The 13,522-nt window shown below is 46.1% G+C and carries 16 protein-coding genes; 11 read left to right on the top strand and 5 right to left on the bottom strand.

The features are described 5' to 3' along the window. Positions 1 to 601, bottom strand: a 601-nt coding sequence (locus tag A3750_RS18320; protein WP_369819953.1) for an efflux RND transporter periplasmic adaptor subunit, incomplete at its 3' end; no start/stop codon positions are given. A 182-nt stretch (positions 602 to 783) separates the two neighbouring features. Here A3750_RS18320 and A3750_RS18315 point away from each other — a divergent pair. From A3750_RS18315 to A3750_RS18305, 3 genes are all read left to right on the top strand, one after another. After that, positions 784 to 999, top strand: a complete 216-nt coding sequence (locus A3750_RS18315; RefSeq protein ID WP_068454571.1) for a hypothetical protein — start codon at positions 784 to 786, stop codon at positions 997 to 999. Positions 1,000 to 1,153: 154 nt separating this feature from the next. Beyond that, positions 1,154 to 1,375, top strand: coding sequence for a SlyX family protein (locus tag A3750_RS18310; protein ID WP_068454568.1), 222 nt, complete (start codon positions 1,154 to 1,156; stop codon positions 1,373 to 1,375). Positions 1,376 to 1,600: 225 nt separating this feature from the next. Next, positions 1,601 to 1,912, top strand: coding sequence for a ComEA family DNA-binding protein (locus A3750_RS18305; protein WP_068454565.1), 312 nt, complete (start codon positions 1,601 to 1,603; stop codon positions 1,910 to 1,912). Positions 1,913 to 2,062: 150 nt separating this feature from the next. Here the strand turns inward: A3750_RS18305 and A3750_RS18300 are convergent, their stop codons facing one another. Continuing rightward, positions 2,063 to 3,136 carry an O-antigen ligase gene (locus tag A3750_RS18300; protein WP_068542955.1) on the bottom strand — a complete coding sequence of 358 codons (1,074 nt, stop codon included), beginning with the start codon at positions 3,134 to 3,136 and terminating at the stop codon, positions 2,063 to 2,065. Between the two features lie 349 nt (positions 3,137 to 3,485). Next, a complete protein-coding gene (locus A3750_RS26955; protein WP_197466246.1) occupies positions 3,486 to 3,938 on the bottom strand; it encodes a pilin in 453 nt (150 codons plus the stop codon). Positions 3,939 to 4,458: 520 nt separating this feature from the next. Between A3750_RS26955 and pilB the strand changes: the two genes are divergently transcribed. The 8 genes from pilB (at position 4,459) to tsaA (ending at position 11,398) form a co-directional block, all read left to right on the top strand. Then, complete coding sequence (gene pilB / locus A3750_RS18290; RefSeq protein WP_068458102.1) at positions 4,459 to 6,168, top strand: type IV-A pilus assembly ATPase PilB; 1,710 nt, start codon at positions 4,459 to 4,461, stop codon at positions 6,166 to 6,168. A gap of 2 nt (positions 6,169 to 6,170) precedes the next feature. Continuing rightward, positions 6,171 to 7,388 (top strand): type II secretion system F family protein, encoded by a 1,218-nt coding sequence (locus A3750_RS18285; protein WP_068465887.1) that lies wholly within the window; start codon positions 6,171 to 6,173, stop codon positions 7,386 to 7,388. 96 nt (positions 7,389 to 7,484) lie between these two features. Next, entirely contained in the window at positions 7,485 to 8,342 is an 858-nt protein-coding gene (locus A3750_RS18280; RefSeq protein ID WP_068457419.1) for an A24 family peptidase, read from the top strand. Positions 8,343 to 8,424: 82 nt separating this feature from the next. Further along, on the top strand, positions 8,425 to 9,027 hold the full coding sequence (gene coaE, locus A3750_RS18275) for a dephospho-CoA kinase (RefSeq protein WP_068457417.1): 603 nt from the start codon (positions 8,425 to 8,427) through the stop codon (positions 9,025 to 9,027). Then, on the top strand, positions 9,024 to 9,236 hold the full coding sequence (gene yacG, locus A3750_RS18270) for a DNA gyrase inhibitor YacG (RefSeq protein ID WP_068457413.1): 213 nt from the start codon (positions 9,024 to 9,026) through the stop codon (positions 9,234 to 9,236). Before coaE ends, yacG begins: the two co-directional genes overlap by 4 nt. Continuing rightward, a complete protein-coding gene (locus A3750_RS18265) occupies positions 9,233 to 9,694 on the top strand; it encodes an HIT family protein (RefSeq protein ID WP_068457411.1) in 462 nt (153 codons plus the stop codon). Before yacG ends, A3750_RS18265 begins: the two co-directional genes overlap by 4 nt. Further along, the gene (locus A3750_RS18260) at positions 9,651 to 10,697 is read left to right on the top strand and encodes a hypothetical protein (protein WP_068457408.1); all 1,047 of its coding nucleotides are present in this window, start codon (positions 9,651 to 9,653) and stop codon (positions 10,695 to 10,697) included. The genes A3750_RS18265 and A3750_RS18260 overlap by 44 nt, the downstream gene beginning before the upstream one ends. Beyond that, complete coding sequence (gene tsaA / locus A3750_RS18255; RefSeq protein WP_068457405.1) at positions 10,694 to 11,398, top strand: tRNA (N6-threonylcarbamoyladenosine(37)-N6)-methyltransferase TrmO; 705 nt, start codon at positions 10,694 to 10,696, stop codon at positions 11,396 to 11,398. Before A3750_RS18260 ends, tsaA begins: the two co-directional genes overlap by 4 nt. Before the next feature lie 54 nt (positions 11,399 to 11,452). Here tsaA and A3750_RS18250 read toward each other — a convergent pair whose 3' ends face one another. Then, positions 11,453 to 11,872, bottom strand: a complete 420-nt coding sequence (locus A3750_RS18250; RefSeq protein ID WP_068457403.1) for a PilZ domain-containing protein — start codon at positions 11,870 to 11,872, stop codon at positions 11,453 to 11,455. Between the two features lie 84 nt (positions 11,873 to 11,956). Beyond that, positions 11,957 to 13,522, bottom strand: a 1,566-nt coding sequence (locus tag A3750_RS18245; protein ID WP_156498716.1) for a response regulator, incomplete at its 5' end; no start/stop codon positions are given.

Raw genomic sequence — 13,522 nt, 5'->3', positions numbered from 1 at the left:
TCACGTACGCGCCCTGATCAACAGATACACTTCGGATAATACCGTCAAAACCCGCTTTAACTGCTGTTCGCTCTAAATCCTGCCTAGCAATCTCTACCGCAGTTTTTGCAGACTCCAATCGCGCCTCGGCAGATATGAGATGCGGCTTACGCAGCACGTAGTCTTTCGCTTTACCGTCGGGGCCTCGCTTCGCCCAATCACTCTCAGCCTGATCGGCTCGAGCACGTTCATCGGCAAGCGCTAGCATCGCAGCCGCATAATCGGCCCGCGCGTTCGCTAGCACCACTTGAAACTGAGAGCGATCCAGTTGCAGCAGAACCGTTTCCTTATCGACACGATTTCCATCCCGAAATTTGTCCGATTTTGAGATCACTTGCCCCGCAACCAGCGCGTGGATGCGGAAACTTTCCGCAGGCTCAATTGTCCCGAAAGATTGGACGACAACGGGGAAATTAGTTGGTTGCAACTTTCTCGCTTCGACCTGAAGCGCCCTGACACCCACAGACTCACCTCTCGCCGCACTTGGCGCAGAGCTCTTAAAAAATTGCAGTGAAACGTAGGTGATAAGTGCAATACCCAATATGAGCAACGCCTGCTTCATCTTACTTGGCCCTTTCGATAATTTGGGAATAAAAACCATGCGGAAAACAATAAAACGTTAATGGACTCGCCAAAACAAGATACCTTATGATCATAGGTTCGCGGTGCAGATGTTTACTATTTATCATCAGTATAAAGGTTAATGCTCTAAAAAAATAAACATACAGAAGAGAACAACTTCTTATGGCAGATCTCACGATTCGAAACCTCATATACTCTTCATTAGGCGTTGCTTTAGCCGCCTCTTATCTTTACGTTCACACTCAACCTGAGCCCTCAAAAAATACGCCCTTGGTTGCGAGTGACGAACATGTGGCGGCTAAGCAAACAGAAAAGAATAGTCAGAGCGCAGTTACCGTAAAACATACGCATGCTGCTATTTCCGCCAAAAACGATTAATCAAAAGGCTTGCCACCGCAAATCAAACGGTAAGAGAAGAATATCTACCGTAACGCCTGCCCTCTCCGTTATAATTCAGATTCAATCGAAGAAGTATTTCGGCGAATTTTATTCGTCGAGCTAATCCCTATGATGTACCTACGGTTAATCTACAATGCCCGACCACCAAGAGTTAGCGACAAAGCTTGAAGCCCTCGAGATAAAGCTCGCCTTCCAAGAAGATACCATTGATACACTGAATGCAATGGTCACTAAACAAGACAAAGAGATCCAAGAGCTTTGGTCTGCGAATAGATTGCTCAAACAAAGCCTCAACGAGATGAAGTCTGGAAGCGACGAAAATGATGGGCCGGAGCCACCACCGCCGCACTACTAATCGCAAAATTGTTTTGCCTAACCAGTGATCGCGTTTTTTAAACCCAAATACCTCTCAAGATTCAAAACACCGTGGTTTACAAGGCGCGGCGGGATCGATAATATTTTCGGTGCATGGATGCAGAACTAACGTCAGAGGAAGGAATCCCTGACAACATCGCAGTCGTTTCAATAGCGGACTGCTCTGCTCCATGTGTTTTCTCACATACATTACAAGGAGCAGTATATGTTCAATATAAAATCTTTTGTTTCTCTCGTTTTCGCAGCCGTGTTTGCAGTGTTATTTATGCAGGCATCTCTCACGCATGCCAACGAGCCAGAGCCCGCCATCGCCTCCGCACAACAGGTCAACATCAATACAGCAGATGCTGAGGCAATTGCTTCGACCTTAAAAGGAGTAGGTATGAAAAAAGCGCAGGCAATTATCAATTACCGCGAAACCTATGGCCCATTCCATGATATTGAGGAGCTGGCTGAGGTCAAAGGTATCGGCAAAAGTACCCTAGAGAAGAATGCGGGAATGGTTGTTGTAAAATAAGGGCTAAACCCAAAACGTAATAGATATAAACAGCCAAGCTCTACAGAATTTCCGGAGGCTTGGCTGTTCTACCCCATCGAAACAAATACTCAAAACACGCTTTGAGAACAAATAACCTAACTATTAAAAACTTTTTTTTTGGGGGGGGGATCAAAGGTATCTATCACCATCAAGCCATAGTCGAGGCCCTTGAGTTGAGGCGTCTTCACCGGTCATTGCAGCAACGCTTAAACCAACCATTCCAGCATAGATCAAACTTAACAACAGCACCGACACCTTAATCCCCAAACAGTTTGAAAGGCCATAAACTATTTTACTCTCGTCATTACTGCCTTGAGCGCGATGGATAGAACCGAGCACGATACCCCAACAAACAAATACTAGGGTTTGCGGAACTGGCATCACAAGAACACCAGATACTAAAGAATAAAGTAATCCCGCCAACCAGGATAAGAAAAACGCATCGCTACGCGAGTAAAAACCGACACGATACACATGAACAAAGTACAAACGCATTGTCCAGCCAACCATCAGCAGAGCGATGGCAACGGCAACTGCTCCCCACTCATATAGCATTTCGAGCAAGAAATTATGAGGATGACCTACACTACTGACACCCGATAGATCTGAATATAGGCCAGGACCAATGCCTAGAAGCAAATGACGCCACTGCAAATGATCAATAACCGATAACCATATCGGAAGCCTTCCCCCATCACTCAAATACTGGGCAGACACAGATGAAGCCTCGTCAAGCTGAAAGCCATTAAGCAGCCCATACGCAGATACAAACGCAACTAACGTATGCACTAACAGACCGACAAGAAGTCTTCTATTAAAAAAGAGCAGCGCGAACAGCATTAACGACCAGCACAATGCGATACCAAGACCACCACCAACGAACATTAACATCAGATTTGCGAACAAAATTAAGTGTGCGGCAACGGCTATGCGCTTTACGGTCAACAAATAACTTAACAGAGGGAGAACGAAAACCTGCGCCTGATTAAAAAAGCGGATGTTGTCGAAGCCAAAATAGACGATCGACGCTTTAATACTGTCTCCCTGAAACACCGCAAAACCAAGAAACAAGGTTGAATAAATGATAACACCAGAATGAAACACAACTACCAAGCACAGCACTAATGACGTAACACCCGCATCCAAAAAAACGGCCAAATATAGACAGGTGACGAAAAGCAGAGCGAACAACGTGACATACATTAGCGAGTTCACTATATCCGAACTTAACACTGCGGATATGCACCCAAAGCCAATCACTAACGCCATCATAGAAAATATTCGGGGCAACAACAGAGGCGAATCGGCTCTAGTAAATTGTTCAAACGATCTAGCACTAAAACAAAACAAAACCCCGACACAGCAGAGTAACATCGCTTGTGCTAAACGCTGACTATCATAAAAAGAATCAGAGATACTGAAAAAGAACTGAGATAATGATAAGAATAAAAAGGCGATAAAGCTTAAAACGAAGATCGCTTTTTGGAGAATCATAATAACTACTCTAAAAAAAAGGGCCCGTCAGGGCCCTTTTCTAATCCTTTAGATCGGATTAACTTTCTGTACACTCACCTGGACGGTACTTAGCATCCATTGCGGCAGGGATAGTACAACGCCAGTCACCATCAATACTTCGGTTAAGCGTAATCGTCTGGCCAAGAATCGAAACGTTCACGTTCTGAAGAGTACACGTAATCTGTCCTTCAACCGTTGCTGTTGGCTGAGTTACAGCTAGCGTGCAGTAAGACGTGCCAGCTGAGCCAATGTAGCCAATATCAGCTGGGTCAAGTGACACAGCTTCGCCTTGGTTTGCGATAACTTCGAACTGCGTTCGCAAAGGAGTGATTTCCGCAAGCGCCGCAGTTGTTTGTGAACGAATAGTGTAATCCTGATACGCAGGAATCGCGACTGCTGCCAAAATACCGATAATCGCAACTACGATCATCAATTCAATAAGGGTAAAACCTTGTTGTGCTGCTTTCTTCATAGAGTGCATGTTTTTCATTCTTTAAATCTCCGCTGATTAAATATAAAGACCGCTCGCTTTGCTTAACTTTTGTGTCGAAGAAAACTGCCTCCGACGTTTCGCTAAGTGAGCTCATCTTTGAACGTGAGCTTTGTTAAGCGCGTCTAACCTAACACTAGCAGAGGTCGTGCCAAGCGCAAGAAAATAATTTGTTTTGCTTATTCAACAATGACTTACCTCGCTTTTATAGCTTTCACTCGAACGAGCTAACTCCTCGCAGCTACCTACAAAGGACATACAAAAGTGTCAAATTTTGTCACTATCTGTTTATTTCGAGCGACATTGCATCGGTTTAACCACAGGAAAACCGCGCCTACCTTAAAATTCCTTTTAAAAACCGAAACTTGCTCTACACTTTTAATTAAATTCCTGCATATAAATACTGATGCGTTAAGTTCGATTGCTCGCATTTATAAGCAGAACAACTTAGCTAACTTATATTTGTATATAAATTCAGCGATTTAAATAAGACACAAGCAGCAAAGAGAAACGCATACGCATGGCTACCAATACGCCAACCAATCTAACTGGCCTAGCACGAAAATTCGTTCTTGATCATATTATTGATGAAGACACAGCTCTAAAGGCGCAATCGCATGCGATAGAAAACAACATACCTCTGATCACCCACTTAGTTTCAGAAAACTTGGCGAACTCGAAAGCGATCGCTTTTAGTGCCGCAGAGGAATTCGGCTTACCCGTTCTTGATCTAAACGCATTCCTCAAGGTCTCGTATCCCGAAAAAGTCGTTGAAGAAAAATTGATCCGCAAGCATCGCGCGCTACCTCTATACGTGCGTGGAAATCGACTCTTTATCGCCGTATCCGATCCAACAAACGTTAACGCCGTAGACGAGATTAAATTCCATACAGGGATGAGTGTTGACTCAGTATTAGTAGAAGACGACAAGTTGATCAGTGCTATCGACAAGTACCTTGAATCTCAAGACGACTCGATGGGCGATCTGGATGACGCCGATTTAGATATCGATATTGATGACGGCTCATCAGATAAGGAAGATGAAGCTATCAGCAACGAGGCCGACGACGCTCCGATCGTTAAGTACGTTAACAAAATGCTGCTTGATGCGATTAAACAAGGAGCCTCGGATCTTCACTTTGAACCCTACGAAAAAACTTACCGAGTTCGTTATCGTACTGATGGCATTCTTCATGAAGTATCTAAACCATCCATTAAACTTGCGCCGAAAATCGCAGCCCGCCTGAAAGTCATGTCACAGATGGACATATCCGAGAGGCGGATGCCGCAAGATGGCCGGATCAAGATGAAACTCTCTAAAACGAAGGCCATCGACTTCCGGGTCAACACCCTACCCACCCTTTGGGGTGAAAAGATCGTCCTGCGGATTCTCGATCCAAGCTCTGCGAAGATGGGTATCGACGCGCTTGGGTATGAAGACTTTCAGAAAGAACTTTATCTCGAAGCATTGCACCAACCTCAAGGTATGATCCTCGTGACCGGCCCTACCGGATCGGGAAAAACTGTTTCACTTTATACCGGCTTGAACATCCTAAATACGCCAGAACTAAATATATCAACTGCGGAAGATCCTGTTGAGATCAACCTAGAGGGTATTAATCAGGTTAACGTAAATTCAAAAGTCGGCCTTAACTTCTCGGAAGCACTTCGTTCCTTTTTGCGACAGGATCCTGACATTGTCATGGTTGGTGAGATTCGAGATTTAGAGACCGCCTCTATCGCGATCAAAGCCGCGCAAACCGGTCACTTGGTCATGTCAACCTTGCACACTAACAGTGCACCAGAGACCCTGACCCGTCTAATCAACATGGGTGTACCGGCGTTTAGTATCGCAACATCCGTATCACTTATTATTGCACAGCGATTGGCACGACGCCTTTGCAGCAGCTGTAAAGAGCCGATTGACATACCTGGTGAAACATTGCTCAAAGAAGGCTTTACCCAAGATCAAATTGATGCCGGCATCACAATCTATCAACCGAAAGGCTGCGATAAGTGTAATAACGGCTATAAAGGAAGAGTAGGTATCTACGAAGTGGTCAAGATCACACCAAGCATTTCTCAACTCATTATGCAGGAAGCCGACTCGCTCGCGATCGCAAAAGCTGCTGATGAGGAAGGGTTTAACGATTTAAGAAAATCTGCATTATTAAAAGCAATTGAGGGCGTTACCAGCCTTGCAGAAGTACAGCGAGTAACGAAGGAATAATCATGGCAGAAAACACAAAAAAACTTATCGCTTTTGAATGGGAAGGCACCGACCGCAAAGGCAATAAAGTAAAAGGCGAAATGCGTGGTGAAACTCAAGCAATCGTAAAAGCCCAACTTCGAAAGCAAGGCATTAATGCGAAGCGCATACGCAAACCTTCTTTCAGCTTCGGCGGAGGAAAAAAGAAAATCACCCCGTTTGATATCGCAATATTTGTGCGCCAATTAGCGACCATGATGAAAGCGGGCGTCCCCCTAATACAGTCTTTTGAAATTGTTGCAGACGGGGTTGAAAACCCAACTCTAAGGGAGTTGGTGCTCGACATAAAGAATGACGTCGCTGCGGGTAATAACTTTGCAGGCGCATTAAAAAAGCATCCTGCTTACTTTGATGATCTATTTGTAAACCTCGTCAACTCGGGCGAGCAATCAGGTGCCCTCGAGACCATGCTGGACCGCGTTGCGACCTACATGGAAAAAACAGAAACCCTTAAGAAAAAAGTCAAAAAAGCCATGACCTACCCAATATCTGTTGTGGTCGTAGCATTCATCGTAACGGTAATTTTGCTGATCAAAGTGGTGCCTCAGTTTGAAGCTCTCTTTGGAGGATTTGGCGCCGAACTTCCGATCTTCACCCAGTTCGTGATTGGAATATCTGAGTGGATGCAAGAATGGTGGTTAATCGTCATCGCCGGAATCGGCGGCTTTTTGTATGCATTTAAGCAGGCCAAGCTACGAAGCCAAGCTTTTCAAGATGCCGTTGATCGTTTTACGCTGAGAATTCCTATCGTTGGCAACATCATCGACAAGTCTGCGGTTGCTCGGTTTGCCCGAGTACTTTCGACAACATTCGCAGCGGGTGTCCCATTGGTTGACGCCCTTGACTCAGTAGCCGGTGCTACGGGAAACGTTGTTCACCGCAACGCGGTACATACAATTCGTGATGAGGTTAGCTCAGGAACGCAGCTCCAGTACTCAATGAAGCAAACAGAGGTATTCCCAACCATGGCCGTTCAGATGGTCGCGATTGGTGAGGAGTCCGGTGCATTAGACAGCATGCTCGACAAAGTGGCCGAGCACTTTGAGGAAGAAGTAGACAATCTAGTTGACAACATGACCACCCTTATGGAGCCTATGATTATGGCGGTTCTTGGGGTTCTAGTCGGCGGCTTGATCATCGCGATGTACCTCCCTATATTCCAAATGGGCGCTGTGGTTTAACCTCTTCGAGCGTAATCAAAAGGCAAAGCAAGCGCTTTGCCTTTTTTATTATGAGTATTAATTTCTCTTTGAATATGGCAAGCGACTGACCTAACGATGCAAGAATTTTTTACCACTCTCAACCAAACCCCTTTTTTACTCTACTCCAGTTTCCTAGTCCTCGGTCTACTCGTAGGCAGTTTTCTAAATGTGGTTATACACCGCCTGCCAAAGATGCTTGAACAGGAATGGAAGTTACAGGCTTCTGAGTTTTTAGAACTCGAGCCCCCAAAACTTGAAAACCTAACCCTTTCAACACCAAACTCAACCTGCCCTAAATGCGGGCATGCGATAAGAGCTTGGGAAAACATCCCCATCATCAGCTACCTATTTCTTCGCGGAAAGTGCAGCGGCTGCAAAACGGGAATCAGCATTCGCTACCCTCTTGTCGAGCTCACTAGTGGCTTGATGTGCTTGGCTATCGCCATCGCATTTGGTGCATCTTACGCCGGACTTGCTTTACTTCTGTTTACTTGGGCTCTTATTGCACTGACCATGATCGATGCAGATACCCAGCTATTGCCAGACAACATAACGCTACCTTTGATGTGGCTTGGCCTTATTGTTAACTACTTCGAGCTGATTACTAGTTTCGAAAGTGCTTTTTTTGGAGCGGTTTTTGGTTACCTTGTTCTTTGGTCGATATACTGGCTATTTAAGTTACTTACTGGCAAAGAAGGAATGGGCTATGGTGACTTTAAACTACTCGCCGCACTCGGCGCATGGCTCGGATGGGAGATGCTGCCCATCATTGTACTACTGTCTTCTGTTGTCGGAGCTCTTTATGGACTAGGCGCGATGCTGATACAAGGACGAGACAAAAACAAACCGATGCCGTTTGGCCCCTACTTAGCGGTCGCAGGTTGGGTCGCACTAGTTTGGGGCAACGAAATTAAGCGCGTTTGGCTCGGGTAACGGGCATGATGTTTAACCTACAGCGACTCGCTATCGACATCTACTTTCACAAACCCCTTTAGCGAAGCATGGCAACTATTCAATGCTAATAATCGGTTTAACTGGCGGAATTGGCAGCGGAAAAAGCGCTGCGAGCGCCCACTTTGAGAAGCTTGGAATTCATGTCGTCGACGCAGACCTTGTCGCTCGCGAAGTCGTTGAACCAGGCAAGCCCGCTTTAGCGACAATCGCTAAGCAATTCGGCGCGGATATTCTAAATGAGTTCGGAGGACTCGATCGCACTAAGCTCAGGGCAATTATATTTAGCGACACGAATGCTAAGCGCTGGCTTGAAGCACTACTTCACCCAATCATTCGCTCCGAGATTATCCGCCAGATTTCAAATGCAGAGTCGCCTTACGCAATCCTAGTATCCCCGCTTTTATTCGAAACCGACCAGCACAAGCTCTGCTCAAGAACATTACTGATTGATGCGCCAAAAGAGCTGCAGATTGAGCGAGCCACCAAGCGCGACAACGTCAGTATTGACAGCATTGAAAAAATTATTGCAGCGCAAATGCCAAGAGAGGCAAAACAAAAACACGCTGACGATATAATTCTCAACGATGATAATGAAGCACACCTCCAGCACATGGTAGAATTGAAACACCGTTACTATCTTGAGCTCTGTCAACATCCAAAATGAAAAATCCATTAATCGTTAATTGCCCAAATTGTGCCGAGCCAGTCCAGTGGATTGAAGAAAATAGCTATCGTCCGTTTTGTGGTGAGCGCTGTAAGCAAATAGACCTTGGTGCATGGGCGTCTGAGGAGTATGCCATCCCATCCGAAAAACAAGACGAATGGGAACTCTCAGATGCAGTTTCTGAAGCCGCGTCCAGTAAATTACAATGATATTCAAGAAAACAAAGTGCGTTTTCTGTCAGATACTCTCAGGAAAATTACCTGTGAGTACCCTCTACGAAGATGAGGATTTTCTCATCATCATGGACGCATATCCTCTGACACCGGGGCATACACTGGTCATACCTAAAAAACATGAGCAATATCTCAATGACCTTTCCTCCGATATGCAGCGCCGTTTGTTTGAGCTTGGCGCAATCGTTATGGCAAGCGCCGCGAAAGCAGGATTTGGCGAAGGGGATAGCAACTTGTTACTGAATGACGGCCGGCAAGCGAATCAGACCGTGCCACATATCCATTTACATGTGATCCCGCGATCGAAACATGACTTTCTTAGAAACTTGCCTAAACTGGTTTTACATATCACCGGACTATTTGGGATTCAAACGAAACGTGCGAAATTGGATGAACACGCTCAAAGGATTCGCAAGCACTGTAACTTTTTATAATCCTCGTTTTGTTCTCTTATTTTGCCTTTTCACCTTAGCCAGTTCGTTAAGCTTCGCGGATGAAAACAGCTTTGCCGAGATCAATATACCGCATTTACCCGCTGATACAGATGAAAAACCACCGCATTCATCGACACTTGCCTGGCTTATAGATACGCGAAACTACTGGGGTAAAGTGGTCGGCGACACAGGTGCCCAGCTCGACGGATTCTTCGCCGGCGACGATGCGATTCGAAAATCTAACGGGAGCTTCCTCAAGCTCGGTTTCGAGTTCCAACAGATCAAAGGCGGAACGAGCTATTTCGATCCAAAAGTAAAATTTCGTCTGGACCTGCCGACCCTGAAAGAAAAACTCCGCATAGTTCTCGAGAGCGAGCCGCCGGAAGAACAAACTATTGGGGAACAGAAGCGTCCTCAAGGTTCAAACAAGGACCAGAAAAATCTCAATGACTCGGCGGTTGGCGCGCTTGATTTTGAGCTTAACAAAAAGCGTCACATCAATACCAGCACCGGGGTTGGCGTGAAGTTCGGGCAGCCAATCGATCCATTCTGGCGTTATCGTCTAAACGCAAAATATGCGATCAACAAAGATTGGGAGCTATCAAGCTATGACAGCCTCTACTACTTTCACAGCGAGGGATGGGGAACTCAGCTGAATGTAACCGCTCAAAGAAACAGTCCTTGGTTTGTGTTCCGACAGACGTCTGATGGGCGATATGACCATAAAACTCGACGATGGGAACTGGCCAACACACTTTCCTTCCTACGGGAAATCGATTCAAAGCGAGCAATCAACTACCAGATAGGTATACTTGGTGAAACGCAACCTGAAGTGCAAGCGACGGGCTATTTCGCGCATGCAATTTACCGCCGAAAAATGCATAAAGAATGGTTATTCTACGAAATGATTCCGGAAATTTATTATCCAAAAGAAGATAACTGGAAGTTCTCCCCTTCGATTACCTTTAAAATTGAGATGGTTCTCTCTTCAGAACAACAATGAACATTACACCGATTGCGACCGTCCACACCCCATTCAAAGAGAAGTTTGGAATTCCGCGTCAGTCGGTGCTTATAAGATATGCAGAAGCATTGCTGACCTTTAACCCGCCATACGACAATCCAGATGCGTTTACTGGGCTCGAAGGTTTTAGCCATCTATGGCTACAGTTCGGCTTTCACAAGAACATTAGAGACCAATTTAAACCAAGCGTACGACCCCCTCGCCTGGGAGGAAACCAATCCATTGGTGTATTCAGCACTCGCTCTTCGTTTAGACCAAACTCTCTTGGCCTGTCTTTGGTAGAACTTCAAGCCATAAAGATCGACAATGGCTCTGTAAGTCTTGTTATTTCGTGCCCTGACCTCCTCGATGGCACTCCAATTTACGATATTAAACCTTATGTAGAGTATAGCGACCGACCGACTCACCCTAGCTGCGGCTTTGCAGATGCGGCACCCGAGCCGGTATTAGACGTCGCGTTTGCATCCGAAGCGGAAGACGTCATTAGAAACCATCCTAGGCTGGACGAGTGCAAGCAACTTGATCGTTTTATAGAAGAGCTCATCAAACAGGATCCGCGACCGGCCTACCATCAAGCAAACAAAGAGCGGACTTACAGAATGCGGATTTTTGATCTGGAAATAGAGTGGCAGGTAGAACAGAAAACTGCGCACATCATTAAGGTTAGCAAGGTATCTTAGGCCAAATATTGAGCCCTCATAGTCCATGTGAATGACTAGGTATTCGTGACCTAACTAACAGAGAGCCGGGAACTCTTCAGCAAATTTACCAATCCACTCCTTGGCAGCGTGCTCAGAATCAATTTCACGACCTTCGACTTCTTTTACCCAAAGTCGGTAATGCTCAATGTGGCATATCTGCTCGACCATCCGTGCCCGGTAAGCGTCTTCAACCTCGTTAAACTCAACGCCAACTTCATATCCATCCGCAGAGACAAGACACCATATAACTTTAGCTTTTGCCTCAAAAGCAGGCGTTGTGACGGGAATACGGATCTTAACCCCTGACCCGATTTCATAAGGCCTTCGTGACGCAAAGCTTAGTCCGCCAACACTTATATCCTTAGTGGTGCTGCATAAGACGTCCTGCGCCTTTACTTGAGCCAACTCGATTGGCATATCAGAGGGATGCCGAATGTATGCGCGTGCAACCATATTCACTCCCTTGTCTTAGTTAGTTATTGTTTTCAATTTCAATTTAGCACCAAGGTAGAAAAACGCAATGATAAAAAGTACCCGTTACGGCTTGTTGATGTAGTTAGTAAAAACCGCCCCTAAACTTCCATCAATGGTATATTTATTAACGACACTTGTAGCGCCAACACGCAAATATGTGTCCTTATCATCCTCTTCCGCCGACCCGAGCGCAATAATCGGTACGCGTTTGGAAGATGTTCGTCGCGACTCGATTTGCCGCATCATCTGGATGATCGTCAACGTATCCACATCTGCAAATTGATCGTCAACTAGCACCACATCGAATGCCTCCTGTCGGAATGCGTCTAAGGCCTCAAAGGCCGATGAGTAATGAACAAGTTGCATACCATGGTGCACACAGTTAAGGCGCGTGTATTCGATGCAAACCAGCTCTTCAGCGACTAATAAAACCGAACCTCTAGGGGCAGAGCTCAGGTCTTGCGGTAAAGAATAATCCTCGTTCACACCATAGTAATCTAGCACGGTATAACGCGTTACGAGATTGGGTAGCTCACCCAATCGCCGAGCGTATTGTGTAAGATAATTGATGATCAACATGCCATATTTTGAGAAATTTGCTCGCGAAACGAACGCCTGTACACCTATGTCTATGTAGTGCTGACCATCACCTATCTGAGGGCTTTCGCTCACAACCATAAGCTGCACTCCCCCTGAAAGACTTCGACGTAAATCAGCCACAAACTCCTTGCTCGACATACGTTCTACCATGTCCGATACGATCACAAGATGCGGTAAGCCGGCGGATTTACCTATTTGCTCTTTGAGCTTGACCATATTGCTCGCATAATCGATTCGACTGACCAGCCCTTTCAGACTCCGAGCAATTACACTTTTTGCCTGGTCTGGGAGATCATAGACGAGTACGTGCAAGTGCTTTAACGCACTGTACTCATTTAAATCGAGTAAAGAGTTCGCCGGCGCATCGACGGTTGGCAGCGCAACGCTAAGGCTTTGTTTCAACTCTCCATCCAGGCCCATCGAAAAAACCCAGCGCGCGCCCATGATGTAACAAAGCATCTCAAGCATTGGCGTTGGGCCCTTCTCAGGCTCCTTCCGCCCGTCTCCTGACTGACTAATACCGCTACCAGCATCTGCTTTTCCACTGGTAACGAGTTCTAGTAAAAATCTTGGGCCAGTTCGTGTATCGGGCCGATACTGTGCTCGAACAGTAAACGAATCAACACGCGCTTGAAGAAGTGCTCGTTTAAACGCATTTCGCACAATTCGCTTTAGTTTCTCTGGGTCGCCAACCGCAAATGCAGGGAGGTTCGGATCAAAATGAATGTTGGCAGAGATCGCTCTGCGCTCTAAACGAGGCAAAAACTCCTGGTATACCTGCAACATCATCACCCTGAAATTAAACGGGATCTCGCTAAGGATAAGTTCGCCTGACTCCATCTGTGCACGATCATGCAGATTCGCAGCAACGCTCATAACGGCACTAAGATAGCTTGAACGAAATGCAGCCTGCGGATCGCCTGTGCGCGCTGCTCGAGCTTGTAAGACGAGTGCGCGAGCGAGCGCGTTCTTGATATCCAAGCTGGCATGTTCTGTAGAAAGACTTTGTCCTGCCTGGCCTCGTTCAAT

This window comes from Oleiphilus sp. HI0079, assembly GCF_001635105.1.
Note: the sequence above shows the minus strand (reverse complement) of the source record. Positions and strands in the feature narration are given on the sequence as shown.

What these genes read in the sequence shown, in the direction of transcription:
- A3750_RS18250 (WP_068457403.1), bottom strand. Translation starts at nt 11,872, where the DNA reads ATGGTTGCACGCGCATACATTCGGCATCCCTCTGATATGCCAATCGAG.
- yacG (WP_068457413.1), top strand. Translation starts at nt 9,024, where the DNA reads ATGAAAAATCCATTAATCGTTAATTGCCCAAATTGTGCCGAGCCAGTC.
- pilB (WP_068458102.1), top strand. Translation starts at nt 4,459, where the DNA reads ATGGCTACCAATACGCCAACCAATCTAACTGGCCTAGCACGAAAATTC.
- coaE (WP_068457417.1), top strand. Translation starts at nt 8,425, where the DNA reads ATGCTAATAATCGGTTTAACTGGCGGAATTGGCAGCGGAAAAAGCGCT.
- tsaA (WP_068457405.1), top strand. Translation starts at nt 10,694, where the DNA reads ATGAACATTACACCGATTGCGACCGTCCACACCCCATTCAAAGAGAAG.
- A3750_RS26955 (WP_197466246.1), bottom strand. Translation starts at nt 3,938, where the DNA reads ATGAAAAACATGCACTCTATGAAGAAAGCAGCACAACAAGGTTTTACC.
- A3750_RS18305 (WP_068454565.1), top strand. Translation starts at nt 1,601, where the DNA reads ATGTTCAATATAAAATCTTTTGTTTCTCTCGTTTTCGCAGCCGTGTTT.
- A3750_RS18265 (WP_068457411.1), top strand. Translation starts at nt 9,233, where the DNA reads ATGATATTCAAGAAAACAAAGTGCGTTTTCTGTCAGATACTCTCAGGA.
- A3750_RS18315 (WP_068454571.1), top strand. Translation starts at nt 784, where the DNA reads ATGGCAGATCTCACGATTCGAAACCTCATATACTCTTCATTAGGCGTT.
- A3750_RS18260 (WP_068457408.1), top strand. Translation starts at nt 9,651, where the DNA reads ATGAACACGCTCAAAGGATTCGCAAGCACTGTAACTTTTTATAATCCT.
- A3750_RS18300 (WP_068542955.1), bottom strand. Translation starts at nt 3,136, where the DNA reads ATGTATGTCACGTTGTTCGCTCTGCTTTTCGTCACCTGTCTATATTTG.
- A3750_RS18280 (WP_068457419.1), top strand. Translation starts at nt 7,485, where the DNA reads ATGCAAGAATTTTTTACCACTCTCAACCAAACCCCTTTTTTACTCTAC.
- A3750_RS18285 (WP_068465887.1), top strand. Translation starts at nt 6,171, where the DNA reads ATGGCAGAAAACACAAAAAAACTTATCGCTTTTGAATGGGAAGGCACC.
- A3750_RS18310 (WP_068454568.1), top strand. Translation starts at nt 1,154, where the DNA reads ATGCCCGACCACCAAGAGTTAGCGACAAAGCTTGAAGCCCTCGAGATA.